Origin of the sequence: Mycobacterium leprae TN, assembly GCF_000195855.1 — a bacterium.
Lineage (GTDB): Bacteria > Actinomycetota > Actinomycetes > Mycobacteriales > Mycobacteriaceae > Mycobacterium > Mycobacterium leprae.
The window spans coordinates 2,563,807-2,589,613 of record NC_002677.1; the positions used below are offsets into that span (position 1 = coordinate 2,563,807).

21 protein-coding genes and 3 pseudogenes are annotated in these 25,807 nt (G+C 55.4%); 12 read left to right on the top strand and 12 right to left on the bottom strand.

The features are described from left to right. Positions 1 to 773: 773 nt before the first annotated feature. The 3 genes from ML_RS19515 to ML_RS11040 all read right to left on the bottom strand — a co-directional run bounded on the left by ML_RS19515 (position 774) and on the right by ML_RS11040 (position 1,485). Positions 774 to 953, bottom strand: a complete 180-nt coding sequence (locus ML_RS19515; protein WP_368730487.1) for a hypothetical protein — start codon at positions 951 to 953, stop codon at positions 774 to 776. Positions 954 to 1,015: 62 nt separating this feature from the next. Continuing rightward, complete coding sequence (locus tag ML_RS11035; RefSeq protein WP_041323190.1) at positions 1,016 to 1,261, bottom strand: hypothetical protein; 246 nt, start codon at positions 1,259 to 1,261, stop codon at positions 1,016 to 1,018. Next, the gene (locus tag ML_RS11040) at positions 1,258 to 1,485 is read right to left on the bottom strand and encodes a hypothetical protein (RefSeq protein WP_041323193.1); all 228 of its coding nucleotides are present in this window, start codon (positions 1,483 to 1,485) and stop codon (positions 1,258 to 1,260) included. The genes ML_RS11035 and ML_RS11040 overlap by 4 nt, the downstream gene beginning before the upstream one ends. Before the next feature lie 155 nt (positions 1,486 to 1,640). Here ML_RS11040 and ML_RS11045 point away from each other — a divergent pair, with 155 nt between their 5' ends. The 3 genes from ML_RS11045 (at position 1,641) to ML_RS11055 (ending at position 5,248) form a co-directional block, all read left to right on the top strand. Beyond that, the gene (locus ML_RS11045) at positions 1,641 to 1,880 is read left to right on the top strand and encodes a hypothetical protein (RefSeq protein WP_145985208.1); all 240 of its coding nucleotides are present in this window, start codon (positions 1,641 to 1,643) and stop codon (positions 1,878 to 1,880) included. Between the two features lie 982 nt (positions 1,881 to 2,862). Further along, positions 2,863 to 3,270: a hypothetical protein gene (locus tag ML_RS11050; protein ID WP_041323199.1), complete on the top strand. Its 408-nt coding sequence runs from the start codon at positions 2,863 to 2,865 to the stop codon at positions 3,268 to 3,270. Between the two features lie 1,690 nt (positions 3,271 to 4,960). Beyond that, entirely contained in the window at positions 4,961 to 5,248 is a 288-nt protein-coding gene (locus ML_RS11055; RefSeq protein ID WP_049769863.1) for a hypothetical protein, read from the top strand. Between the two features lie 106 nt (positions 5,249 to 5,354). Here the strand turns inward: ML_RS11055 and ML_RS11060 are convergent, their stop codons facing one another. Continuing rightward, positions 5,355 to 7,499: a 3-hydroxyacyl-CoA dehydrogenase NAD-binding domain-containing protein gene (locus ML_RS11060; protein ID WP_010908742.1), complete on the bottom strand. Its 2,145-nt coding sequence runs from the start codon at positions 7,497 to 7,499 to the stop codon at positions 5,355 to 5,357. A 4-nt stretch (positions 7,500 to 7,503) separates the two neighbouring features. Next, positions 7,504 to 8,715, bottom strand: coding sequence for an acetyl-CoA C-acetyltransferase (locus tag ML_RS11065; RefSeq protein WP_010908743.1), 1,212 nt, complete (start codon positions 8,713 to 8,715; stop codon positions 7,504 to 7,506). A 252-nt stretch (positions 8,716 to 8,967) separates the two neighbouring features. On the opposite strand from ML_RS11065, the pseudogene ML_RS11070 reads away from it, so the two are divergent. Beyond that, a pseudogene (locus ML_RS11070) lies at positions 8,968 to 10,063 on the top strand (aminotransferase class I/II-fold pyridoxal phosphate-dependent enzyme). Positions 10,064 to 10,650: 587 nt separating this feature from the next. Here ML_RS11070 and ML_RS11075 read toward each other — a convergent pair. Further along, positions 10,651 to 11,642 (bottom strand): annotated as a pseudogene (locus tag ML_RS11075) (CoA transferase); the annotation flags it as partial. Positions 11,643 to 12,158: 516 nt separating this feature from the next. On the opposite strand from ML_RS11075, the gene ML_RS11080 reads away from it, so the two are divergent. Continuing rightward, positions 12,159 to 13,868, top strand: coding sequence for an alpha-keto acid decarboxylase family protein (locus ML_RS11080; protein WP_010908744.1), 1,710 nt, complete (start codon positions 12,159 to 12,161; stop codon positions 13,866 to 13,868). Positions 13,869 to 14,493: 625 nt separating this feature from the next. On the opposite strand, the gene ML_RS19520 is transcribed toward ML_RS11080, so the two are convergent. Then, positions 14,494 to 14,640, bottom strand: a complete 147-nt coding sequence (locus ML_RS19520; protein ID WP_231883273.1) for an AMP-binding enzyme — start codon at positions 14,638 to 14,640, stop codon at positions 14,494 to 14,496. An 825-nt stretch (positions 14,641 to 15,465) separates the two neighbouring features. Here ML_RS19520 and ML_RS16630 point away from each other — a divergent pair. After that, positions 15,466 to 15,660: a hypothetical protein gene (locus ML_RS16630; protein WP_231846617.1), complete on the top strand. Its 195-nt coding sequence runs from the start codon at positions 15,466 to 15,468 to the stop codon at positions 15,658 to 15,660. 259 nt (positions 15,661 to 15,919) lie between these two features. Here the strand turns inward: ML_RS16630 and ML_RS19525 are convergent. Next, a pseudogene (locus tag ML_RS19525) lies at positions 15,920 to 17,059 on the bottom strand (amidohydrolase family protein). A 1,609-nt stretch (positions 17,060 to 18,668) separates the two neighbouring features. Here ML_RS19525 and ML_RS11095 point away from each other — a divergent pair. After that, positions 18,669 to 18,878 (top strand): multicopper oxidase domain-containing protein, encoded by a 210-nt coding sequence (locus ML_RS11095; protein WP_269147094.1) that lies wholly within the window; start codon positions 18,669 to 18,671, stop codon positions 18,876 to 18,878. Positions 18,879 to 18,920: 42 nt separating this feature from the next. Here ML_RS11095 and ML_RS16640 read toward each other — a convergent pair whose 3' ends face one another. Then, complete coding sequence (locus tag ML_RS16640) at positions 18,921 to 19,103, bottom strand: alpha/beta fold hydrolase (RefSeq protein ID WP_145985209.1); 183 nt, start codon at positions 19,101 to 19,103, stop codon at positions 18,921 to 18,923. A 337-nt stretch (positions 19,104 to 19,440) separates the two neighbouring features. On the opposite strand from ML_RS16640, the gene ML_RS11100 reads away from it, so the two are divergent. From ML_RS11100 to ML_RS11110, 3 genes are all read left to right on the top strand, one after another. Beyond that, positions 19,441 to 19,797: a hypothetical protein gene (locus tag ML_RS11100; RefSeq protein ID WP_010908746.1), complete on the top strand. Its 357-nt coding sequence runs from the start codon at positions 19,441 to 19,443 to the stop codon at positions 19,795 to 19,797. A 798-nt stretch (positions 19,798 to 20,595) separates the two neighbouring features. Continuing rightward, positions 20,596 to 20,781 (top strand): hypothetical protein, encoded by a 186-nt coding sequence (locus ML_RS11105; protein ID WP_041323212.1) that lies wholly within the window; start codon positions 20,596 to 20,598, stop codon positions 20,779 to 20,781. An 880-nt stretch (positions 20,782 to 21,661) separates the two neighbouring features. Continuing rightward, on the top strand, positions 21,662 to 21,835 hold the full coding sequence (locus ML_RS11110; protein ID WP_156511899.1) for a hypothetical protein: 174 nt from the start codon (positions 21,662 to 21,664) through the stop codon (positions 21,833 to 21,835). 56 nt (positions 21,836 to 21,891) lie between these two features. On the opposite strand, the gene ML_RS17565 is transcribed toward ML_RS11110, so the two are convergent. Then, on the bottom strand, positions 21,892 to 22,026 hold the full coding sequence (locus ML_RS17565; protein WP_269147025.1) for a hypothetical protein: 135 nt from the start codon (positions 22,024 to 22,026) through the stop codon (positions 21,892 to 21,894). A 308-nt stretch (positions 22,027 to 22,334) separates the two neighbouring features. On the opposite strand from ML_RS17565, the gene ML_RS11115 reads away from it, so the two are divergent. Continuing rightward, entirely contained in the window at positions 22,335 to 22,739 is a 405-nt protein-coding gene (locus ML_RS11115; protein ID WP_010908747.1) for a cytidine deaminase, read from the top strand. Between the two features lie 928 nt (positions 22,740 to 23,667). Here ML_RS11115 and ML_RS11125 read toward each other — a convergent pair. Further along, positions 23,668 to 23,859: a hypothetical protein gene (locus ML_RS11125; protein ID WP_041323218.1), complete on the bottom strand. Its 192-nt coding sequence runs from the start codon at positions 23,857 to 23,859 to the stop codon at positions 23,668 to 23,670. Positions 23,860 to 24,380: 521 nt separating this feature from the next. Between ML_RS11125 and ML_RS11130 the strand changes: the two genes are divergently transcribed. Continuing rightward, positions 24,381 to 24,638 carry a hypothetical protein gene (locus ML_RS11130; RefSeq protein ID WP_010908748.1) on the top strand — a complete coding sequence of 86 codons (258 nt, stop codon included), beginning with the start codon at positions 24,381 to 24,383 and terminating at the stop codon, positions 24,636 to 24,638. 152 nt (positions 24,639 to 24,790) lie between these two features. Here ML_RS11130 and ML_RS11135 read toward each other — a convergent pair whose 3' ends face one another. After that, the gene (locus ML_RS11135) at positions 24,791 to 25,702 is read right to left on the bottom strand and encodes a uridine phosphorylase (protein WP_231846619.1); all 912 of its coding nucleotides are present in this window, start codon (positions 25,700 to 25,702) and stop codon (positions 24,791 to 24,793) included. Positions 25,703 to 25,807 lie beyond the last annotated feature (105 nt).

Genomic DNA, 25,807 nt, shown 5'->3' on the forward strand with positions numbered 1-25,807 from the left:
GCTCCTCCTGAGTTTGCTGCAGGAGTAGCCCAGTCCGGTACTGGTAATGATTTCGGTGGGGAGCCGGTTAGCTTGGGCAGGGATGTCGATCTAGAATCGGTCGGCGCTATCGTCGGTAGCCCAGAACTCGATGAATTCACGCACCGCAGTAGCCATGGTGCGGTGGTAAATCACCATAGCTGTTTTGGTAAAGGCGGGCAATAGAATTGTTGTGAGCCTTGCCCCAGTTGGATTCCTTGTTATAAGCGGGTGAACAGCTCGTCACCCATAAGGAGGCGCAGTTTGCGCATAACGAGCCCAATATGTTTTCCCACACGGTTTCGTCATTGATCTAGTCAATAACAATGGGGTCAGCCAGCGCGATGATCGACAGGACTGAGATGCGTTGCTCGACGATTCCGCTGCCAAGCCTTGCCGAACTGAACGGTCAGTCCTTAGGCAGTTTGGCAAAGCGAATAGTGATCATATCACCAACAATAAACAACTGCAAACGCTGACATGGAATCGACATGAGGATAACCAGGCCCATACTGACGAACTTACCTTCATCGTATCGAGTCCGGATAGTGTCGATGTGTCCAGTGGCAGCGTAGACGGCCGACCACCATTTCGCCAGCTTCAATAGTTTGGGTTGCTTACCCCTCCCAGAGTTGTTGCCCGCTCAGCATTACGTGGGCCTGGCTCAGGCGTGGCGCCAGCGGCTTTGTCTCTGACGGCCTAAGCCCAGATGCAGAATCTCGATTGCGGCGTCATGTTCCCAAGCCGGTGCAGCGTTAGAGGAACCTGACTAGATCGGCCCGGGCTATTTCACTGCAAAAAGGAGCGGCCAAGATGGCGTCACGAATTTCTACTACGGTTTGGTATCGTTGCAGCGTGGTTTTAAGGTGTCGACGGTCATCGATGTCGAAGTAGAGTGCACATTGTAGGACCGCAGTTACCATACTCTGCCGCAACGGCTACAACTTACGCCAGCTGCGGCTGATCCGATCTAGTCCCGGGCCGCCAAGTAACTTCATCATGCACGGCACAACACTGACCATGCGGTGCCGAACACCGTCCAGAAATTCATAGACCTGCGGACCCGCAACCTGTAGTCAGCGGTATCAGTACAGCCAAGTTGGTCGGAAATCTGCAGGAAAACCTCTTGCAGAACGGTCAGTGCAAGCAGTACACCCAGTAGCAGTGTGTTGATGGTGATGAGGCGTTCGCTGCGCTGGGTGACATTACGCGGCTCAAGCAGAGACTTCCAGAGTAGGTTCAAAAACCTAAGACCACGATCAGGGTCATGCAGAAGGCCCGGGCGACTACACAATCCCAGCCTCCGGCGGCTTCAAGAAACTTGACGAAGGCCGGAGCGTGGGTGCCACAGATGAGATATGCCGCGCACAGAAACAGCACGGCCAGGCGATCGTTGCCTCGACGCGTTTTGACCGGCGACAATCCCGTCCACAGCAAGATGAAACCAATAAATTCAGTGATAGCCAAGCCAACACAACGCCATATATGTTGCTAGGTATCAGCGGACCATGGACAGTGTGTTATGCACGAGGTGCTCATGCAGCAACTGATCCAATAGCGTAAATGCCATAAGGTTGTTGAGGTATATGCCATACAGGTTGTTGTTTAACCATCGACAGCGCGTGACGACAATGGTCATCGTAAACATGATCAACGGCCAGGCAATCACACCTGACACTGTCGAACTCATCAATGGATTTCCTGAGTCAAGCGCATTGGAAGAAGACGTTGCACATCATCGAAGTTTGCTCGCCGGCTTCGACTGCGGCGATCACCAGCACATTCGCGAACACTTCAGCGCCACGCTCTTGATCGTCAACAAAAATTTACTCCCCAACACGCTTTGCACTGTAGTGGGATAGATTTCAGGTAGCAGTTTGCGAAACATCTCGACGTTCGGTGTGCTTTCGATATCGACTTGTCGACCGCCGGAGTGTCCCAATACCATGTGTCCGATTTCGTGACACACGATTTGATCGATGTGGTAGTCCGACGTCCCGACTTGGTAAAAGAGCAGGTCTTCAACGCTGGATAACCATAACCCACACTGCTTTTCAGTGGCTGTCAAGATATCGGTGGGTATTAGCTGGATAGGAAGACCTCTTTAACAGGAGAGTTTCTCCGCTGTTCCAGCGCCCAGGGATCGACAACGTACGTGCTAGAACGAATAGATCGACATTACACATTGCCACCGAAGTAGCTTACCTGGGAAGGTACGACCGGAGGAAGTTGCTCAAGCTGGTGCACATGATCAACCATTGCTGCCAAGCTGTTGCGGTACTAGGGAGTTAAGCCGGAGGAACACATTGCCAGGTCACATACCCCACTATCACGTAGCACTTATACGAGGTTGGTATTGACATCGATGCATGGATCGATGTCAAAGTCGATCAGGTAAGACGTTGGGAAACGAAAGAATTCGTCGATAGCGCGATGATGCTGTACGGTCAGGTCGTTTTTGACCCCGGCGTACTGCTGCGACATGTAGGCCGTGATGATCGATATCCGGTCTGTTTGGTGACTACCGTCGCGGCTACAACTTTAAACAGCGCTACCTCAGCGAGGCTTCGCATTATCTTTGAAGAATTTATCGAGCTTCATCGACAGCTCAGATTTTCCTGAAAGGCACTCTGACCCAACCGTGCTGATCAAATACCTTCTTTCCACATACATTCTCGCGTTATGCGCAGAAATTATTACACGACCCCGAGGAGCGCAACGCCAAGTTAAGATCAGTAAATGTTGCAAATTGCATAAAATGTAATTATTATCAATGTGTAGTAGTGCTCACAGCCTTCCCTAAATAGCACCAACCAAGCCTATGGCCACGGCATAGCGGGATCGGTGTCCAAACAGATCGCCGCTCATCAGCCCCGTATCCAGCCGGCGCACCAGCCTTCATGGTTACCGTTCATGGTCTGGGTCACCACCGAAGGTGACAAGCCGGGCCGTAAACTTCCCCACCCGAATACCGACTGTGCCAGATCGACCTTGCCGGACCTAGTCCATGGAACGTTCGGTGCTGGTGTACTAGTCCGCAATCCCGCAATCGCACTCAACCTTCACACTGACAACAGCATTGCTTATCTCGTGCGACTCATCAATGTCGCTGGCCGCCACCAGTTGCTGATCCGCACCAGAGAAATCCACGAAAAACACTGGCCGCCAAATGATCCGACCCACAGTGAAGAAGACAGCTTCTACTTGCAACAAATTTGCTACATCGCCAACGTGCTACCAACGACTTACTGATAGCAGCGGTGTAACAGCATAGCGTTCGCCACCATCGGGAGTGTTTCTTAGCCGCTCCTCACAAAGGATTCAGTGTAGAGTTCTAGTCCGCAGTCACCATCGACGCTCCGGGTTTGGTTGAAGCGCTGGCTGATGCCGAGGATACGTTGTTGATAGTCAAGGGAGTGAACGAGTGGTGGTGGTGGTGGTGTTGTTAGCCTGCCACATATGGCGCCCACACAGAGACCGTTTCGCAAGGCAGACAACCAGGCCGAACCCGCGTACCGCAAATCGATAACAAGGACCTAACCTAGTTTCTGACAGCGCTACCATAAATACGATGGATGACCATAACCAGCAATAGGAGTGAAACTATTTCAGCTGAAAATCGCCAACAAAAAATCTGTTTAATGCAGGTATTATTCACCTGGTGCTACGACTGCTGCAACGGCCGTACTACTCGGTCTAGCTTCCTAGAAGCAGAGCTGCAACGTGATGCACGCTCGCACAAGAATTATTGTGCCAGAACGATTCCTAAAATATCTACAAACTAGGATGATGACTCACTTCATGCCGCCACCCGGCTTAGTCGCATTTTCCCAGCGCGACGCGCGCAACGTCTACCGAGGACACTCGCAACGCTTTGATAAAGGGTTGCGCTAAGTCCACCCGCGCGGGTGGACTTAGCGCTGAGTCCTGGGCCTCTGCTGTCGTCGGATTCGAACCGAATACCAGCCTTGCCGAGCCGGTAACGCCACGCCAACGCCTTGTCCATGAGGCCAAGCTCGGCCCAGGGCCGTCAGTTCGGCCCACACCAGTACGAAATCCTCCATGGTGCCGGTAGTGTAAACTGGCATATAACTGAAGCAACTCGCGGGAACCGGTTTAGCCAAGTTTTTCCTGGTTGGTAACGAATTGCTCGCCCCCGTCGATCAGCGGAACCAAGATGCTGCGCAACAGGGCTTCTCACGAGACATAGATGACAGTACAGCGCGGGTTTGATGATCCCCAACTTGTCCGGCGACGTCGTGCAGGCTGGCACGCTGCTGCACCCTGCTGAAGAAACAGGTCCCGAACGACTCTCTTGGATGTGCCGTCGGGTGCCTGACGGAGGCTATTCACTACAACAAGCGTAACTGACTTACCGATAGGTAAGCACGGGTGGTTAAGCTTACCAAACGTTAAGTAGGTGAGGAGCTTGTCGGAGAATTCAGCGAAGTTGGGCGTGCTGCCGCGGATCGAGGCGCTGGCCACCAGAACGAACGCCGAGACGAATTTGGCCGCGAGGGCCACGCGCCGACTGGTCCGCATAGATATCCACCAAGGCTGTAGGCAGCCTGTATCCGACAGGCACGTGTGCAATCGTGCGTGACAATCTTAGCGAGGCGTACTACGACGTCGGCTGCGACCACATCGAGTACCTAGTTCGGTAACTCTGATCACGGCCACGCACCCCCGACAGCGAGGTGACCTTCGAGCGCGCGACGCCACGCAAGTCCGACTTCGTGGTAGGAACCCCGGCGGGCTGCACTCAAACGTTCGTCCCCTGTTTTCGGTGAGGATTCCGGGCATACCCAATTCCTTGGTGGGTACCGGGTGGTGGAGTCGTTGCCGAAAAAGCTTTGCACACGAAGACCAGATGTGATCAGTCACATCGACGCTGGCCGTCTAGCGGCGATCTACACTGCGCAACCCCTCGACGATGCACGCAATGTTCCTGTTCCGCACCGAAAACGAACTCAAGTATCACTACCGAGATTCCTTGCGTCAGCAGGAGTTGCTGCGCGCGGGGTTGACCAAGATACATACGCAGATGAACAACTGGCTTAGCAAGCCCGAACGGGCACCCACAGCATTCTATTTCTACTCGATCACTCATTGGCAGCTAGCCAGCTGGCCGCGCGGACGAATCGTGCTAGCCAGTGACGCCTACTACACTGCCCGGGGCCCGCGGTGGATGGCAACACCAGTCTTTCGATACTCAGCGCTTACGTGCTAACAGGCAAACGGAACATCTACGAACGGCAGATAGTTGTTCCCGTGCGCAGCCCCCAGGTTATGTTTCGACGCTAGGACCGGCCGAACGCGACCAAAAACCAAAACGACTATAGCAGCGACTCCGGCGGCAGAAAGCGATCGCCGTACTTGGCCACCAGCTCACGGGCTCGGGACACGAAGGCCTGCTGGCCGGTACCGGCCGGGCCAGAGTAGCCGGCGATAAACTGCGCGCTGCCACCGGTCCACGGCGGGAAACCGATACCCATGATGGACCCGATATTGGCGTCGGCAGTGGACGTCAGCACGTTCTCATCGAGGCACTTCTGAGTTTCCAGCGCCTCGGCGAACAGCATCCGGTCGATCATGTCCTGCAACGGCGGCTGCGACGAGCCCGACTTGAACGTCTCCCGCAGACCGAGCCACAACCCGGACCGCTTGCCGTCAACGTACTCGTAAAAGCCGGCACCCTTCAAGCGCCCGGACCGGCCGAGCTTAATCATCTTCTCCACCACGGTTTCTGCCGGGTGCGACTCATACATGCCGCCGGCATCCTCGACACCCTTGCGGGTAGCGATCGCGATCTTGTGCATGAGCTCCAGATTCAGCTCGTCGGACAACTGCAGCGGCGGCGCCGGGTAGCCAGCCTGCGCACCTGCCTGTTCAATGCTGGATGGTTCCACCCCCTCACCGAGCATCGCCAGCGCCTCGTTGACAAAAGTGCCGATCACCCGCGAAGTGAAGAAGCCGCGGCTGTCGTTGACCACAATCGGGGTCTTGCCAATAGCCAGGGCGTAGTCGAACACCCGGGCCAGTGCCTCGTCCGAGGTCTTCTCGCCCTTGATGATTTCGACCAGCGGCATCTTGTCGACCGGAGAGAAGAAGTGGATCCCGATAAAGTCCTCCTGCCGCTTGACGCCGGTCGCCAGACCGGTAATCGGCAACGTCGAGGTGTTCGACCCGAGTACCGCATTGGGGTCGACGATGTCTTCGATCTCCTGGAACACCTTGTGCTTGAGTTCCTGGTTCTCGAAGACGGCTTCGATCACGAAGTCAACGCCCTTGAGATCAGTAGGGTCGCCTGTCGGGGCGATGCACGCCAGCAGAACGTCGCTCTTCTCCTGCGTAGTGCGGCCCCGCTCTAGCGCCTTGGCTTCCAGCTTCTCCGAGTAGCTCTTGCCCTTCTGCGCGGCCTCAAGACTCACATCCTTAAGCACCACGTTGTAGCCCGCCTTGGCCGAGACGTAGGCTATACCGGCGCCCATCATACCCGCACCCAGCACACCGATCTTCTTGATCGGGGTTTTACCAATGCCGTCGGGTCGAGACCCACCGGAATTGATGTGCTGCAGATCTAAGAAAAACGCTTGGATCATGTTCTTGGCGACCTGGCCGGTGACCAGCGAAACGAAGTAGCGGCTCTCAATACGGCTGGCGGTGTCGAAGTCGACCTGCGCGCCCTCGACCGCGGCGGCCAAGATGGCCCTCGGGGCCGGCATCGGCGCGCCCTTGAGCTGCTTGCGTAACAGCGACGGGAATGACGGCAGAATGGCCGCCAACCCTGGCGAGGTCGGAGTACCACCGGGCATCTCGTAGCTCTTCTTGTCCCACGGCTGCTCGTGCGCTTCCGGGTTGGCCTTGATCCACGCCTTAGCCGCGGGCACCAGCTCCTCGACTGTTGACAACAGCTCGTCGACCAGCCCGATCTCCTTAGCCTTGGCAGGCTTAAAGCGGGTGCCCTGTGACAGAATGTTGACGAACGCGTTCTGGATGCCAAACATCCGCACCGTGCGGGTCACCCCACCGCCGCCGGGCAACAGCCCCAGCGTCACTTCAGGCAAGCCGAGCTGACTGCCCTTGACGTCGGCAGCGATCCGGTGATGACATGCGAGCGCGATCTCCAGACCGCCGCCCAGCGCGGCACCGTTGATGGCGGCAACGACCGGCTTGCCCAGCGTTTCCAGGGTGCGCAATTGTTTCTTGACCGTCTCGACAGTGTCGAAGCATTGCCCGGCCTCTTCTGATCCAGTATTGATCATCGCGGTGAGGTCACCGCCGGCAAAGAAAGTCCTTTTAGCGCTGGTTATAACCACACCGGTAATCGAATCTTTTTCCGCAACAATGCGATCCACCGCATTGCCCATCGATTCGATGTAAATCTCGTTCATAACGTTGGCCGACCTGGACGGGTCGTTCATTGTCAGCGTGACAATACCGTCGGCGTCCTTACTCCACTGAATTGCAGTGTCTGCCATGCTATTAAACCCTCTCGATGATGGTGGCAACACCCATGCCGGCGCCGATACATAGCGTGACGAGCGCACGCCGCGCGTTGCAGCGCTCCAGTTCGTCGACCATGGTCCCGAGGATCATCGCGCCGGTGGCACCCAGCGGGTGACCCATCGCGATAGCACCGCCGTTGACGTTGAGCTTCTCGTCCGGAATGTTCAGGTCTTTCTGGAATTTCAGAACCACCGACGCAAACGCCTCGTTTAACTCGAACAGGTCGATGTCATCAACAGTCAACCCGGCGCGGTCGAGCACCTTGCGGGTGGCGGGGGTGGGGCCGGTCAGCATGATGACCGGGTCGGCCCCACTGGTAGCGGTGGCTACCATGCGCGCCCGCGGAGTCAGGCCCTGGGACTTGCCAACAGCTTCGCTGCCAATCATCACCAGTGCCGCGCCGTCGACGATGCCGGAGCTGTTACCTCCGGTGTGAACGTGGTTGATCTTCTCCACCCAGTGATATTTCTGCAGGGCCACGTCGTCGAAACCACCCATCGCGGCAAGACCCTCGAAGGCGGGCTTCAGCTTGGCCAGGCCCTCCTTGGAGGTGTCGGGCCGCATGTGCTCGTCGTGATCGAGGATCAACAGACCATTCTGGTCGCGCACCGGAACCACCGACTTGGCGAAGTAGCCGCCCGACCACGCGGCCGCGGCCTTCTCCTGGCTGCGCAACGCATAGACGTCGACGTCATCACGCGAGAAGCCCTCGATGGTGGCGATCAGGTCGGCACCAATGCCCTGCGGGACGAACATGACGTCGTAGTTAGTCGCCGGGTCCAAGCCCATCGCGCCGCCATCGGATCCCATCGGCACCCGGCTCATCGACTCCACACCGCCAGCCAGAACCAGGTCATCCCAGCCAGAGCGCACCTTCTGCGCGGCGGTGTTAACGGCTTCAAGCCCCGATGCGCAGAACCGGTTGAGCTGCACCCCGCCTGCGGTGACAGGCAGGCCAGCGGCCAGCACCGTGGCGCGGGCAATGTCACCGCCCTGATCGCCCACCGGTGAGACGCATCCCAAGATGACGTCGCTGATCAGGTTCTCATCGAGATCGGGGTTTCGCTTACGCAATTCCTCGACTAGCCCAACGACCAGGCTTACCGGCTTGACCTCGTGCAACGATCCGTTCTTCTGCTTACCGCGAGGGGTGCGGATGGCCTCATAGATGAAAGCTTCTTCGGACATGTCGGCTTCCTGTTCGCAAAAAAATTTAATTTACTATTGATGTGGGCGGTTAGATTCCGTCTTAAAGACTAGGAACTAGTACAGTACAGGCACACTAACAGTAGGGTTCGGCCAACCTGTTGGTTGGGCAAGGTTGCGCTGGTCAGCGACCGAACGTGGCACTACGGTCGTGCTGGCAGCGACACTCCATAAAGCTCAATTGCCATAACAGTGACGCGACTACGCCCCTAAGCAACCACGGTGTTCGCTGAAATGTCAGCTCTAGCTGCACGCATCGGCGCAGTGAACCTCGGGCACGACTTCCCAACGAGGACGGACCGCCAGCGATGCTGAGGGCCGCGTAAGACGCCATCACCGACGAAGTCAATTAAATACCCACCGGGGATAGGCATCGCTGGGCTGCGGCAGGCCATCACCGCGCAATGCCAGCAGCATTTTGGCGTCGAGTACGATCCCAGACACCTAAGGTTCTTACAACGGTTGGAGCCACCGAGGCTATCGGAGGGGCGGTGATCGGCCTGATCGAACCCGGATCGCTAAAGTAATTCTACTCGAGCCGTTCTACGACAGCGGTAGCGATGGCTGCCGCTAATCGGGTAGCCATACCACATGGTACCCGGTGGCTGCGGCTTTGCGCTGGATGCCGACGCATTTCGACAGGCGCTGACACCTCGGACCCGCACGTTGATTGTAAACTCACCATACAACCCCCACCGGCGCGGTGCTGAGCGCGACCGAATTAGCCGAGATAGCGGAGCTAGCCGTGGCGGCAGACCTGTTGGTCATTACCGATGAAGTTTATGAGCACCTGGTGTTCGAAAAACGAAAACACTTGCAGCTGGTTGGCTTTGACGGCATGGTCGAAAGCACAATCACCATTTCCAGCGCGGCTAAGATGTTCAACTGCACCGGCTGGAAGATCGGGTGGCCTGCGGAACAACAGATCTCATCGCCGGGGAGCTATCGGCAAAACAGTACCTGAGCTACGTCGGCGGCGCGCCGTTTCAGCCAGCGGTAACCTTGGCGTTGGACACCGAAGACGCCTAGGTGACCAGGCCTCGGAGTTCGTTGCAAGACAGACACGATCGGCTGTCGTCGGTGCCGACCGAGATTGGCTTCAAATTGTACAACAGCTACGGCACGTACTTCCTCTGCGCCGACCCGCGTCCGCTAGGTTACGACGACAGCGCGGCGTTCTGCTCGGCCCTGCTGGAAAAGGCTGGAATGGACGCCATCTCAAATGTCGGCATTCTGCGATCCGGCAGCCGAGCACACCTCAAAACAAGCCGACGTGTGGAATCACCTGGTGCACTTTATCTTCTGCAAACGCGACGACACTCTCGATTAGGCAATCAGGCGACTCTCCGTGCTTAAGAACGGATACACTACTTATAGATCCGTCCGCACTCATGACGAAGTTCCACAGGACTTCCGTTGCGGCTTTAAATACTTTAAACTCAAGACCTCGCTTAAGCAGAAACTCCGGCAGCGGCGCTGACGGCTCTATGGTGATGGCGAAACACACCCACATCTTGTCCCCACCCACCTATCGCAGGGTGTACGCGACGCGCTGGCCACGCTGGTATTTTAAAGTCTTGTAGGCATCCCACACCACCCAGTAGAATTCGGCCAGTGTCCGATTCGGCAATCCCGACCACTTCGACCGCAACCTTGACATGATGCAGCCACCCACCGGGATTTAGGTGTCGATGACTTCAGCATTCTTGTACACCAACGACCAAAACGGGCACTGACCCGATATCAGCTAACGCCTTTAGAATCCCTTCCAGGTAAACATAAATGATGATTTCCCGCGGCGCTTGTAAAAGCCACTAACTTCTAGGCGAGCAACAGGGTCCTGCCCGCACAGGGCGAATGGGCAACGATTCTGTTACCAACCAATTACGACAATCAGTGTCACGGTGCCAGTCGGCGGGCAAACCGCGGAGCCGGCACAGCCTGGTCAAACCATGAGAGATGATCACCGTCGACCGGGCTCTCAGATGGTCGTTGCTCGCGGCTTCACTTCACGTCAACATCGGTGTGACGCAAGCATCGGGACCAGAGAAAACCAGTGGTCCCTGGTCTTGGGTTCTGGTCTGACTGGGCGAACCGCTGCGCAAAGATCTCGCTCATCTGTTGATACGAAGCGTATGTCAAGCAGACTCGATGGCGCCGACGGCCATAATATCTACAACCGGCGATCTCATAGCAACTAGAAAACGGGGCACTGCCGTAAAGCAGAAATTACTCGCGCCCGTCACGCAGAACGCAGGTCAACTTCATGGCCCACATCATCTGGGGAAAAACGCTGACCCCGTCGACCATAGCGGCGTCGACGACTTACCCCCTCCCTACCGGAACATGCTGATTAATCTCATTAATTAGAGTTTAAATATAACGCTACCACGATACCCAGCAACACCAGCATCGAGCCGCAGTCGAAGTCGACGACCAGGTTCAGCGGCAGCATCGGTGGCCGATCGCGGTATCTCAGCGCCAAAAGCGCACCGGTCGGCGCGAGGTAGTTGATGTCCGTGACCCGCCGTCGATACCAACGGTCCGTATTGTCCCCAACCTGTAATACGCCGCGAAGATCAGTCGGAGGTTAATCGCCGCGCACTCGCCGGGACCGATACCAAATCGCTCGCAGGTGCAGGCCGGAAACAATCCGGCAATACATCAGCCTTGGCTGCCAGCTCCAATAGCGCAATAGCGCCCGACGGCGTATTGACGTCCAGGTCGACAATCCGCTTTCCACGGTGCAGCAGATCGCGATCTTCGGACGGCATCGTCAGTCCGCCGGGACGGCGCACCCGCACCACGTTAGCGCCGAGGTCAGCCAGCACCATCCCTGCATGCGACCCCGGTCCGATGCCAGTGAGTTCGATTACCTTGGCCCCGGCCAGGGGACTACCAAAGTTCACGGTGACTATTTGACCTCTCATCACCTGCAGCACTCAACCTGCACACCGCTTCGATCGACTCGTTTACCACGCTTTTGAGCACAAAACCAGACAGACAATGGTACCACCGGGTTGACACTGATTCTCGAACTTGACCACAGTGCTATCACCCTTGAGAGACAACTTAATTAATTCTTAATTAATTCGCATTTTGCAAATGCTGCACCGAAGAGTTGACCAGCGTCCAGCTCATCACCGTTGTCACTTCAGGTGTATGGCACCACCTGTTAGTCGGTGACGCCCACGGCCTTGACTTTACATCTTAACTTTGCTGGTCTGCCCGTCTCGGGCACCCAGGCGCCCTGATACGCAGCTGACCACTTGGGTATCGTTTCGATAGCGACGATGACGTCGAGAACCTCTGCAGAACTTGACTTCGATTACGACGTCGCGGGATCCGTTGATTGCCGTGGCCCGCACGATAGCGAACCGGAGCCCGGCCTGGAGTAGTTCCTACCAAAGCGTACCGTCGTCTTCGTGACCGCCCCCAAGATTGAAGCCGTCTATACCGTCGGCGCCTACCTGCTTGACCGCCTCGCTGAACTCGGTGTCACAGAGATCTTCGGCGTACCCGGCGATTACACCCTGGAATTTCTCGACCATATCGTTGCCCATCCGACCATCAGATGGGTGGGCAACGCAAACGAACTGAACGCCGGATACGCTGCAGATGGGTATGGACGTTTACGCGGAATATCCGCTTTAGTGACGACATTCGGAGTTGGCGAACTCTCGGCAGCCAACGCGATAGCGGGTAGCTACGCTGAGCATGTGCCCGTCGTTCACATTGTCGGCGCCCCCCCTAAAGACGCGCAAAGCACCCACCGAGCGCTACACCACTCGCTAGGCGATGGGGACTTCGAGCACTTCATCCGGATTAGCAGCGAAATAACTTGCTCCCAAGCTAATCTCACAACAGCTACAGCATGCAAGGAGATTGATCGGGTACTCAGCGAAGTGCGGAAGCACAAACGTCCCGGATACATACTACTGTCCACCGACGTAGCTCGCTTCCCTACCGAACCACCCGCCGCCCCATTGCCGGGCCATACCGACGGCACCAGCCCGCGTGCGCTGTCGCTGTTCATCGATGCCGCCACCAAACTCATTGCCGATAAGCGGATGACGGTGCTGGCGGACTTGCTGGTCCATCGGTTGCAAGTGGTCAAAGAGCTCGAGACGTTGCTGACGGCCGACGTGGTGCCGTACGCCACGTTAATGTGGGGCAAAAGTCTGCTCGACGAGAGCTCACCTAACTTCCTGGGGATCTATGCCGGGGCTGCTAGCACCGAAGCGGTCCGCGCGGCGATTGAGCAGGCACCTGTGCTGGTGACCGCCGGGGTGGTTTTTACCGACATGGTCAGTGGTTTCTTCAGCCAGCGGATCGACCCAGCCCGGACCATCGACGTCGGGCAGTACCAGAGCAGTGTGGCCGATAAGGTCTTCACTCCACTGGAAATGGGTGACGCGCTTGAGGCATTAGCGTCAATCCTGGTGCGCCGCGGTGTCAGCTCGCCACCAGTGGAATTACCTCCTGGCAACCCAACTGCGGACACACCATCACCCACTCAACGGCTGACCCAACAGATCTTGTGGGACAGGCTCTGTGCAGCGCTCACACCGGGAAACGTGGTACTAGCCGATCAGGGAACCGCGTTCTATGGCATGGTGGAACACCGGTTGCCGCGAGGAGTGACTTTCATCGGTCAACCCCTTTGGGGTTCAATCGGTTACACGCTGCCTGCAGCACTCGGTGCGGGGTTAGCGCATCGCAACCGCAGGACGGTGTTGCTGCTCGGCGACGGCGCCGCGCAACTGACGATCCAGGAGCTCGGCTCCTTCTACCGCGAGGGGTTGTCACCGGTCATTGTGGTAGTCAACAACGACGGCTATACAATCGAACGGGCGATACATGGAGCAACAGCTCCCTACAATAACATTGCCAGATGGCGTTGGACCGACATCCCCGGTGCGCTGGGGGTAGCCAATCATTCGTCCTTCCGTGCAGAAACCTACGGTGAGCTCGACGAGGCCTTCGCCGTCGCCGCCGAGCTTAAGGATCAGATGGTTTTCGTCGAAGTCATCGTGCCTAAACTAGATCTTCCAAGCCTATTGACTGCATTGACCCGGCCAGCGCAGGACAGCAATCGGATTTTTCAGTTGCCCAACCCAGGATGGGACAACTGAAACAGGCTTGGTTACATAGGTAGATAAACATCGAGTGATCCGCTTACTCTGCCGCCTCGATGCGAATCATGTCGAACAACCGAACAACGAACAGCGGGGATAGGAGCCCACTCCCACTCTAGATAACTATTGTGCCACAACGTAGGGATGATCGATCCAGTGCCGGAACCCATATTCGTCAAAAAACTCATGCAAGATCAAGACTGCGTGTTCATCATCTAAATCCTAGAAAATCCAAGTCTTTCAGATACCGGGCTCGGTGAAAATATCCACCATACAGCTAACCTCCACGGTCATGGTCGAAACGTCATCGACAGATGCGATCGCAGTCATCACCCCGGGCACAGCGGTAACTAATCCAGACATCGGAATCGCCGCGACGAACCCGTCGATGATCTAACCGACGAAAACGTCCAGTATGTCGTCAATGGCAGTAGCATCGAACAAGTCGAACGAGTGCGCTGCAGCAACAGCCACACCCGAGTGAGATCGGGCATGCGATCATCAGAGCAATCACCATCGCGTACATGTCTCCGATGATCACCGAAGCTGTCTTCCATCACATTTCGGCAACATTAAGTGGCAGCTCTTCGAGAAATTCGATGGATATCAGCTTTGCACAACGCTATCCGCTTTCGGAACCACACAACCAAATCAGCCTCGGACAAAGGTTGGAGGGTTTCGGCACAACCAAATTCTTACCTACCTGACCTAGTCGCTCGTAGGTGATTCCGATTACTGCGGCTTGTGCTAACTCCGGGTGTTCGAGCACCCTCGATCTCCGCTAAGTACGCGTTGAAGCCGTCTAGGATGAACATGCCCTTCTTACTCCCGTTAATCCTTATCCGCTACTGTCAAATCCAAGCTGACCAGATCGTCGGTATAGCAACTAACCCTCGTCATAAATCGCCTCCACGGTGGCAAACAGAGTCATCGAGATAACCCTGCATGACTCTGCACCCACGGATCAAAGCCTCTCCATCGTCGGCGATGTGTACCTCGAGCCCATCGCACGGCGTACCGGCGATTGTCGCGATATCTTCGAAGGAATCCCTGCGTCGTTACCGTTGCCGCTTTGGTGAGGACCTAGCCGGTCATGATAGGCTGGAAAAGCAATTCGTTATGTACCCGTCAGATGAGTTGCATGAAGATGTCAGCCGACCGATCATCGCTGCCCGCAACGACGACAGGTCGTAATTGACCGAGGCAAGCAGCAGCGAATGATTAGAGCGTCAACCGTCCAGGAAGCCTGGTAACTCATTCACGCTCAAGCAGCTCCAGCATACGATTCAGCCAGAATACGGAAACCAGAATGACGTTGTTTCCCAAGATCATTAAAGAAATATAGCACACCTTGGTGCGGAAGAACGAGTTGACGATCAGTGTAGTGGTTATCTTCACCGAAGGGTCGGCGAAGTCGCACCAAATCAGCGTAGGGCCATAGGTTCTGCAAGTATTTCATCATCACGCTTTTGGTCCGTTAGGTGGTGCCCGAGGGGTAGATCACATCCGTGATATCGGTGCCGCTGATCGGTCACTCGAACGACGAACCACTGGCCAGAAATTTCGACTCGACATCGATCGCGACCATATCGGTGTGATCAGCGCAATCCTTTCTCAAGAAGATTTTTTCAATCATAACCACTTTCTCTCCACTGCAACAGATGATGTCGATGGTTTCGGCGCTCTGAACCTGGTACTGACCGAAACCAACATTGCACCCGAGGTGAGCAAACCGAACTCCGCAATCATCCATCATCCATTAGGCGGAATTGGACGTCTAGATGGCTAGCTAATCACCTTGTCAATGCCGGATAACACGCAAGAACCTGCAGCACAGCGGATCCAGTCTACGAACTGAGTGAAGCTCAGAAGCAAGAAGCCGTAGACGACCATTTCTGCTTCACCGAAACAATCTTTCGCACTTAACATCATAGCGGGAATTGCAGTCCAATTTTGCGGGATCGGCTCACCGTAGTGGTCCGCGGTTGTCATACCGAAATTAGTCGAGCCAGATGGCCGCTCAAGATCTTTGCCTGACCATCAACACGTCAAGTACTACACAGTGCATCCGCGTAATGCCCGGGGTTGCACGAGCCCATCCTGGAGCGGGAAATCCTAACTGTAGAGAACCCTACCCATCCCGATGAGACCGACCAGGACGCTGATACCGTCTTTAGTAGAATGTACTGATGTGGATTCGGTGCTTGACCTCTTCGACCGGGTCACCGCCGGGTAAACTTGCGGACGTTTTCTTGTAGATGTCAACCAGCTGACCCAGCAAGGGAAACAGTTACTTCGATACGAAATTTGATGACCGCGACCTTCAATCGTGGGGGAACAATACAACGCGCCGTAAATCCCTCAGGGCACCACAGTGTCCTGCATCGACCGCAACTTATTGAGCATGGCGAACGCATTCGTCTGGAACGGGAACATCTCCTTGTCGCCACCGTCCTCTTAGGTGTGTATCGAGCATAGCCACTATTCGACGAATGCATCGCCACCAGCACGTCATGGTCGACACATAGCTGCCAAAACGGGCCGAACTCCGGCACCGCAAACGAACGCGGACCACAGTACCAGGTAACGGAGGACGGCCGCATCAGGATCGTCCGAGCAACGCGTCGCACCACCCTAGTCCAGCTCCTCAATTGCCTTCTCGGCAATCAGCAAGCTGGCCTACCAGGACGGTGAAAATGCGGTCATGGTAACTAAAACTCCACACCTCGTCGAGCCACTGGTTGAGCGCGTACACCACCACATGAATCAACGGCGGGTCATCATGCACTCGCTCTTCAACCAGACTGACCAGAGTCGAGCACATCGATTAGCGGTCGACATCTAGATCATTCATCAGCTCTAGCCAGGGATCGGTCTCGTGAAAGGCCGGGAACAAACATCCGCTCGCCAAATAGCTGCTGGCAGTTTTTGCCTTTCAGATTGCCATTTTTGAAGTACTCCTACATAGCCTCGAGACAGGCAACCACCTCGAACGTGGGATTACGAATGTAGTCACCGATGTGGCCGCAAATCCCGATATTGGTTCGACCATTGACCTGTATGTACTGGATCGCGTCGCGGTGATGCTTCACCAGTTACTTGGTTAGCGAATCCTCCATCTCGTAGAAGTGATCTTTGGCGTCAAACAGCGGATAGATCGAGTCAGCTGCTGACATAAGATCCTCCATTGCTATTTACGAAAAAATTTTTGTAAAAACGTATTGAAGTGAGCTGTCGCGCTGGGCTTAGGAACAGAGGCTAAACCTCTTGACTCTGGCTGACCGGAGATACATCTTGAGGATAACGTCCGGTGGGCGCAAAGCAGGAGTCAGGGAATCCGCAGGTGATATTATTCACCCTTTACGAGAAGGTAAATATCGCAGGAGCCGTACATGGTCAACTCGAAGTTCGACTACAGGCTCGCGGTCCGCACCATTAACCATCCACACGCCCGCAATCCCATTATAACTAAAGAATCTGGAACAGTTCGACGCCGCGGAAGGCACCCGAACGGGTTCGCACTAGCCATTTGCAGCCAATCTAACACCCTGACGCCGCAGAGCGCGGTGGCCACTGAAATAACCCATGCTACTGCGGCCGCCGGAAGCAACCCGGCCACACAGTGGGCACACCGTAACCGCAACCTTGGCTCCCCCAACAGGTGAAGATCGACCTAGATGGCTCAGATGGGGGTGACAGCCAGGACGCTTGCCTAAGGAAAAATTGTCCCGGGAAGGGCTATCCGGGCCAACATCGGCGATGAACTTACGATCACCGTGACGATCCGGCGCGATTATCCGACCTCAGTCCACTGACACGGTGGTCGCGTTGCCCAACGACATGGACAGCGCCGATCCCGCCATGCCAAGCAGCCCGGGCCAGCCGTGACTTTATTTATCGGTTCTCGGTGCCGAACGTGGGCACTTACTGGGCCCATCCGCACACTGGTCTGGACGCTGATACAAAGCCTCTATCTACTAGTTATCGTCTACGATCCAACCAAGCCAGGTAACTACGACGCCTAATGACCTAATGAATTGTCGTCATGAATGATTAGACGACGGTGTCGGGAAGATCCCACAATAACTCTATGATGATCTAACCTCGCCCAAAAAGTCGAACATGACCAAGACCATTCTGACAACGTCGACCATATCATCTGCACCAGCTACAAGCGGTACGAACCCGTCGACCGAAATTCCTGGGTCGCTGGGTAGCTACGTCGGGAAAAACGACTTGCTCGCCAGTAACGCGGTGCACATCGCCTACCCCTATTACCTGTTCAAAGGACGAATACCGGTGACTAAGAAAACATTCAAAGCGAGGCCGTGCCAGCAAATCCGGATCCGGTTTATCAATAACTGCTCCGACAAAGCTTTTCGCATTGCTCTGGTGAGGTATTCGATGAAAGTGACGGGCTCTGACGTTTACCCCGTGGTTCCCAGGCCAACGCCCTGTTAATCGGTATGGACGAACACTACAACGTCATCGCGACCGCCGCCGACGACATCTTCCCACCGGTTGCATCAGTGGTGCATCAGTGGAAAGGAAAACTTCCTTTGCACGTGCATTATTCGTCACCGGGTTAGGAGACACACCCGACCCTCAAGTTCGTCCGGCAGAGCTAACTAAACAGGTAGGTGTCATCGAGATGTTCACCTACACAACGGTCGTCACCCCTAGATCCCACACAACTAGATATGAATCTTGCGATAGTCTTGGATGGCAACATGATACGACACAACTGGACAATCAACGGCGAACCGTATAGCGAAACCAATCCGCTGAAAGGTACAACTGGGCCAATGTCACACGTTAAAGTTCGATAAAATCACAATTATGCGGCATCCGATGTACTTGCACCGCTATGCCATCCAGGCAACCAAGGCCGACAGTAGCCCCAACTACCACAAAGATAAGCTCATCGTGCCGTCGAACCAGAAAATCGATGCTGTGCTGGTTGTAAATAACCGGGGAACATGGATGTTCGACTGCAACAACATCTAAGAATCAAGAAGCAGGTATTAAGACCCTGCTGAACTACAACCTCTAGCTGTCGGAGAATTTCCCGAGAAAGTCCAGCAGCAACTCATTGATTGCTGACAACTGTTCGATCTGGGGATAGTTGCCGGCGTTGTCGACCACCACCGAGTGCCCACCCTTAACCTGCTTCGCTAATCTGATCCAACCAGCCGCCGGAGAAGAAGGAGCTTCCCTAACAAAACGAGGCATAAACTAGGCTCCTTAAAAACGTGATTCAATTAGCAGTAAAAAGAGATGGACAAGGTCGCGAAGTGACTCAATAATGTTGCACCGTCTATGCCTAGACTGGCAATTATGCAGCCCGGCACAAGACGCTAAGGAGCCGGGTTTTAACCTCGACTCCAGATCTCGACACTTACAGTACAAGGAAACTAACATATCGAAGCTGGTTCACTCCAACACCTTCACTAGATTAGCCTTGGAACCCAAGCGATCACACGACCAGCATTCTCAAATATGGACTCATACAGTCGAAGCATCGCGCTAAGTCTAAAAACACCGATAACACCTGAAGTAGAGGTGATTAATGCTCAAAAATACCCACATCATTAACAGTACAGTGTCCTTCGCTATTACTGTCAACGGCACCTCGACCGCGTTTCGCATCGACGACGCTTTCACCTGTTGGATGTACTCCAAAGGCGATCGGTTGGAACACAACCTCCCCAACTCTGGCTGGGATTGTGCCAGGTCAGCCTTGTCAGACTTGGTCTATCGTGCACTCAGCGCCGGCATGGTTGTAGACGATACCGGTATGAAATTCAACGTCCACGGCCACACCGACGGGGCCGGATTCCTGATACGGATCCAACGCCATTGCCGGCCATCAGCGCTTGGTGGGCCTGACCAGAGGACGACACGAACTGCTCTGGCCACCCAATGACCTGAGCTCCAGCCAAGGCGCCCACCGCTACCTACAAGCAATCTGCTATGTCCCCAACTCGCTGTTCAACGACCTGCTGCCACCTTCGGTTATAGAAGCAAGTGCTGTCCGACTCGACACTCGATTAGTGCGATCAACGCTGCGGTTTCGCAGCCTTAGTCGCGCAGATGCAACGATCACCGCCTGCCAAGGCCTGGTCCACAATGAGGGGTAGTAGTAGTAGTAGTAGTAGTAGTAAAAGCCCTGAAGTCTTTCCCCGCAAGCACACCACCGGCATGCATATTCCGACTTCGTCACCGAATAGGTAGTGTCAAGCAAAGGCACTGGACCTGCCACAACACGCGCCGCCGCCAACATACAGTCCAGTACTACCGCTGGCTCGCCGGGAGCCTGCGACATCTTCCTCGCTGCTACCATTGTGCGGTAAGGGAACACATGTTCAGCGGACGGACAGCGGAGGCGTTATTCAGACTCGACGATTATCAGCACGCGCAATTAGCTGTGAATCAGAGAGCACTGGTGGCATTCGCGCCGACCACGGGCTTGCTGATCTGGCGAGCCTGTGGGTTTGCTGGTATTGGTTTGACGACGCCCACCACCACATCGACCTGTCAACGATCACCGCCACCCGTAACGTTCTGGTAAACACCAACTACCCATCTGAGCCCCGCATCGATCTCGGTCAACCGTTCGTGCCGATCACGGTTACCTTGGTGATACACCTGGGTATGCTATCCTTCCGCCGACTTGCCGACCGGTTAGCTATCGTCGATCTCTATGTTTACGAAGGAAGTCCGCATGTATTCTGAGTTCAACGAAATCATCGGTGGAGCAGGTTCATCGGATGCCACACTAACCGCTCGTCTGACCATCATCAGGTGGAAAATGCTGCTAGTGGAAGTTGGTCCGGATTACCCGGATAAGTCACGGTTGCCATATTATCTGCTTAACGACAAGACACCATCAATGGCGTTGCACGACTAGGGTTCGTCAGTTTCCGTGACGACAGAACAGAACTATAGCCCAGAAGGTCGTCGGCTTGTTGCTAGACGATCAAGCCGTATTACCCTGCAGCCGAGGCACTATGATTTCGCGGACTGGAACGTCTAGTCCTGGATGGAGTTACTACCGTTCCTTCGCGGCCTGAAGGACGGCGCTGACTTCGACCGCCCTCATTACGGAACTGCAGTCCCTTTGGCCTTTCAACACAACAACTCTGCAGAGTGGTCAGCAATCTCGGCTCTGCATTGGTAAAGACCGCTGTCGCCGCAGGATTCCCCTCGGCCGCATACCACAGCACACTAGATGCGACCTGCTTGGGTGCGGTTCTGATACACATCACGGCAGACAGACGGCTGATCTCGGTGGCCGCAGCCTATCGAGACGCGGTACGCGCCAGATCGATTCTGGCAATCCTACCTAACGCATTAGTGGACAAAGCGCTTTTCTACGTGTCGCGGACCATCGGGGTACAGTTGATTTACCGATGGACAATCACGAACCATACATGCCGACCGAATCACGCTGTAAATAGGAACCTACGGCACACTGACTATTCTACAACAACATCCGTATATTGGCCCAGCGGACCTGCTGTGTGCACTTGGCGTTGCTGTCGTTCGCCGACCGACCCGGAGTCGGTTCCAACCTCGCCGTCATTCCCAGCTCGCGGATCGGGCTACTGCCACGGCCGGGCCGCCGACTCATATGACAAAGTCGCACTGCGCTACACAGCACCCGGGTCGGCCACGCGGAATGACATACAGCTACACGGACTCAGCCATGGTGTCCTAGAGGTTTTTGCACCCCATCTCACGAGCGTCACGCCGGACCGTTGAATTTTCAATAGTAACCTCTACCCTGGATGGCTCATCGTGGGTGTGGCACTCTGCGTGCAGTATCCACCGATCCGGGCGCACCGCTGCCTCGTATCAAGATCGACTATGGCCGTGACCCAGAGAATCTGCGCCGCCAACGTGAAGGGATCTTGCTGTGCTGGGAGCTACTGCGGCAGAAAGAATCTGCGGAACGCAGCTAAGTAGACTATTGATATGGAAGAGACCATAGTGCACTCATACTCGAGGCTAAACGACGTCATTCGTCGGGTGGCGCTACCACACCCACGGGCACCGCGCTAGGATCCCCTTGACGACCCCACAGCAGTAGTGGACAACTGCTGTTGGAAGCGATGGCCGGAGGGGACTCCGGGGTGACCAACATCTCGATCATCCCAGCGTCCCTCCGCGCACCAATGCCAACCCCTTATCAATCATGATAGGAAAACGGGTAGCGACGTGGTCCAACTGACCTAGAACCTCATTCGAACTTCTTTCGTACTAAAACACCACCTAGATGACCTCACTCTGTATGAAAACGAAAAAACGCCTGATATTTTCACTTTCTCACTTACCAGCGCTAGCTATGACCAGCGACAGGATGAAGTCGGCATCACATTTCAGGGCATCTGCCGATGCTAGATTGACGCAGTCAGTTGGACGTCGGTTACGCATCGGTGTTCACGCTGGAGGTCCGGTCAGATGGGTGACGTGAATTGGGACACGCTGCAGAAGGCCGCGGTCGCGGCCAGAGCGAATTCCTATGCGCCCTACTCGAATTTCCCGGTCGGGGTAGCTGGGTTCGTCAACGACGGCCGGCTCATTACAGGGGTGAATGTTGAGAACGCTTCATACGGACTCGCGCTATGTGCCGAGTGTTCGATGATTTCGGCATTATACGCTACCGGTGGTGGCCGACTTGTTGCCGTCTACTGCGTCGACGGCAACGGGGACTCGCTCATGCCATGCGGTCGCTGTCGCCAATTGCTTTACGAGCATGGCGGACCCGAACTGAAAATCATGACCCCGAAAGGCGTGCAGACAATGGCCCAGCTCCTTCCCCAAGCATTCAACCCGCAGGAAAGGATATTCGGAAATGACGAATAAGACCACCGTGGAGACGATCGCAATCGACGGCCGCACAGCCAGCAAGGCAACGTGGGCGATTCGGGCCGCTATGAGTTTCGGCGCCTCGTCGCACAAATGTTCAACATTGTAATCAGCCCAACGCTGCCCATGCTTAAGGCAGAACTGGATTTTTGTTCTGTCCGCACAAACTTCGACGATCACCGCCTACATCCTGGCGTTTGGTGCTGCGCTCGTCGCGGGCGGTCGCATGAGTGATCTGCTCGGCGAAGTCAAGATGATCGTCATAGGCTTCATCATTTTCAACGCCGGTCTGATAGTGTAAGCCATCACCGTGGCCGGCCCCCGTATGATCTAATAGCCGAACTATCCAAGACATCGGTATCGGCATATCCGCCCCGGCTACCTTATCGATTGTGGTTAACTCTTTCCCTATAACCCGATAGGGGTTCGCCGCCGGCGTGTGGGGGTCCGCGCACGGATTCGGTTTCCTCATTACCCGCTGATGCTGCCTAGATGATGCAGACGCCAGCTAGCGCTGGATGTCCTGGATGGCCGTACCCGCTCCACAGCGCTGGCCATTATCGTCACTCTCGCGGCAACTCGCGAATACCAAAACGTGATAGCTGAGGAGAAATACGATGGCTTAGCCTGATTTTGAGTTACGCTGCTCGTCTTCATGCTGCAGAACTCGTCGGTGGGCTAAACTACGCAGGAAGCCTGGGGATCCCTGACGGCAAGTATCTATTTTGCTGGCGTTTTCTGTGTCGTGGAAACCAACATCGGCCCACCCTCTGGTGGACTTCGATCTGTGGAAGGAGTACCTGTTTTCCGGCGGTTTCTTCGCCTAGAGCGCTGTCGGCTTGGTCTACATTCCATTCCGGACGTTTGTCGGGTCGGTGTTCTCTGTTCTTCATTTATGTCTAAGATTACTCACCAAGCAGGCCAGCTAGGTCATCGTGATAACAACCGTCAGCTCCATAGTTGTCCAACCATCGGCCAGCCGATGGTTGGACAAGGTCAGCCCCCGCCTCCCCATGATGGTTGCTCCGGCGATGCAAGCCATGGCCCTGGCCTGGATCGGACTATTCTTCAGACTAGACAGACCGCTGGCAGAAATGGCAATTTCGTTGGCAATCATGGTTATTAACGTGGGTATGGAGCTTCTATTATGTAATATATGCAGCCATGTCGGCCGTGGACACCAAAATGATCCGGGATGGGATCGGTGCTCATCCAGATGACCTTAAACATTACTGCGGACCTCGATAATCGACCGGGCACTGCGACATGTGACTGCACACTATGCCGGAACAGTCCAGAACAGCAATTTATCGCAGGCCAACGACAGCCTCGCAGCGCTATCCAACGACGCTGCCGAGGCTACCGGATCAGGTTGCGTTGGGAACTTCATCGGTGGCAATCACGAACCTCGATGTTGGTACTGCCGATTGTCGCGCTGGCAAGCGCAATCTTCGCCTAGGTGTGGACATACTCCCTCGAACTACAAATCCCCGGATTTGCGTTCCAGCACCTAAGCCTGGTAATTTCAGCGGTATCGCCGCCGATTTGCGTGCAAGGCGTTAATCACTGGGTTCTGCAAACTCACTGACATCATCGATCAGGGACGGATGTGATGCCCGGTTAAGCAGCGTACAGGTAGTGAGCGGTCCCGTCTACGACCCTAGCGTGGTTAAACTACTGGCCTTCGCAGTCAGCCACGGTGATGAGCAACTCAATCAGGCAATCGAGTTTTGCCACGGTGACGAACCTACCGTGGATCTTCTCCGCGTGATCGCCGAGCAACGTCCGGTGAAAGTTCTCAGTTGCGTGCTGACCGATGCCGAAGAGATCGTGCTTAATACTTCTATCGCTACGACGCCCTATACATCGGAACCAGTTTGCTCAACACAGTCCTGATACTGGTTTCGCCCAAGTTATCTGTCGTCGCGAAAACCCCTGCTAAGACCGCCGGCTTCTACCGATCAAACAGCTCTACAGTTACCATTGTTTGGTGATAAGTAACTTTGGTGCAGAACGGTTTCGCTTCATACTCGACAGGAATCAACCAATCAAGCGTTGAGCAGGCTGACCTTGAGGTAGTTGAACAACGCCGCACCTAAATCTTCACTGAATTTATGTAGCTGCACGGGCGTGGCCGTTACCTGGTCACCCTCGAGCCGGTTGAGCAGTGTGCAGCAGATCATCGCGAATTTCGGAAAGCCCCAGTGATTGAGATAGCCCGCGATCATGGCGCCCTCCATCTCGATGTTACGCACACCATTCTCGTCGAGCCACCGCAGCCATGCCATCTTTGTCGTCGGTGTCTCGAAGCACACCGCGCCGTCGAGACGGAACTGTTCAAGGAAGAACTCGTTGCCGCTGACCGTCCTACCGGATACCATCGCCAAGTCATCGATGCCTTCATTGGCAGCGATGATGGCGTTGTGAGTACCAGCGGGGAAGCACCCATCGAACCAATACTCACTGTCGCCGCCCCTGAGTAATCGGTAAGGCTGGAGATCAGCCATGAGGCCCTCAGATGACACCACCACGGTTCCGCTGGGCAGTCCGATACCCCCGCTGGTGCCTACCCGACACCAGAATACCTTATCTAGGGCCTCCAGGTCGCCGCGCTTGAGGAAGAACACCAAGCGCATGAGCTCCTGTAGCGCGATCGAGGCACTGGCCATACCCATGCCGTGGGAAGCGAAGAGCACGCCGGCGGTGTACCTGGTGACGAACCGGTCCTCTTTTGAAAAGGCAATAACCCGGGAAACTTTAGACCCGCCATTCAGCTCACTCCAGCGGTCGGCAAACGTGGTGATACGCTCCCTAGTGCCGGCCAGGATGACTGCTTTGACATCGCGAAGCTCATCGAGAGCCGGGTCGGAGGAGGCTATGCCGAAGTGATAGTAAACGTCCTCGTGGCTGCCGTCTAGGACACCGTCGAGAAATGCGTAGTTGATGTTCTCAGTCTTCACCTCGACCTCTCCGATTCGTCGAACGCAAGGAAATCTACGCACCGCGGGTCAAGTTGGTACAGCAACCCACGGACAACATCGGGCGTCTAGCGATGTGGTACAGCC

Bases quoted from the DNA above. Each gene is read 5' to 3' on its own strand.
- ML_RS11125 (WP_041323218.1), bottom strand. From the start codon at position 23,859: ATGATTGCCAACGAAATTGCCATTTCTGCCAGCGGTCTGTCTAGTCTG.
- ML_RS11055 (WP_049769863.1), top strand. From the start codon at position 4,961: ATGTTCCTGTTCCGCACCGAAAACGAACTCAAGTATCACTACCGAGAT.
- ML_RS11060 (WP_010908742.1), bottom strand. From the start codon at position 7,499: ATGGCAGACACTGCAATTCAGTGGAGTAAGGACGCCGACGGTATTGTC.
- ML_RS11115 (WP_010908747.1), top strand. From the start codon at position 22,335: ATGGGTGACGTGAATTGGGACACGCTGCAGAAGGCCGCGGTCGCGGCC.
- ML_RS11100 (WP_010908746.1), top strand. From the start codon at position 19,441: ATGCTCAAAAATACCCACATCATTAACAGTACAGTGTCCTTCGCTATT.
- ML_RS11110 (WP_156511899.1), top strand. From the start codon at position 21,662: ATGGCTCATCGTGGGTGTGGCACTCTGCGTGCAGTATCCACCGATCCG.
- ML_RS17565 (WP_269147025.1), bottom strand. From the start codon at position 22,026: ATGATCGAGATGTTGGTCACCCCGGAGTCCCCTCCGGCCATCGCTTCC.
- ML_RS16640 (WP_145985209.1), bottom strand. From the start codon at position 19,103: ATGCCTCGTTTTGTTAGGGAAGCTCCTTCTTCTCCGGCGGCTGGTTGG.
- ML_RS11105 (WP_041323212.1), top strand. From the start codon at position 20,596: ATGTATTCTGAGTTCAACGAAATCATCGGTGGAGCAGGTTCATCGGAT.
- ML_RS11065 (WP_010908743.1), bottom strand. From the start codon at position 8,715: ATGTCCGAAGAAGCTTTCATCTATGAGGCCATCCGCACCCCTCGCGGT.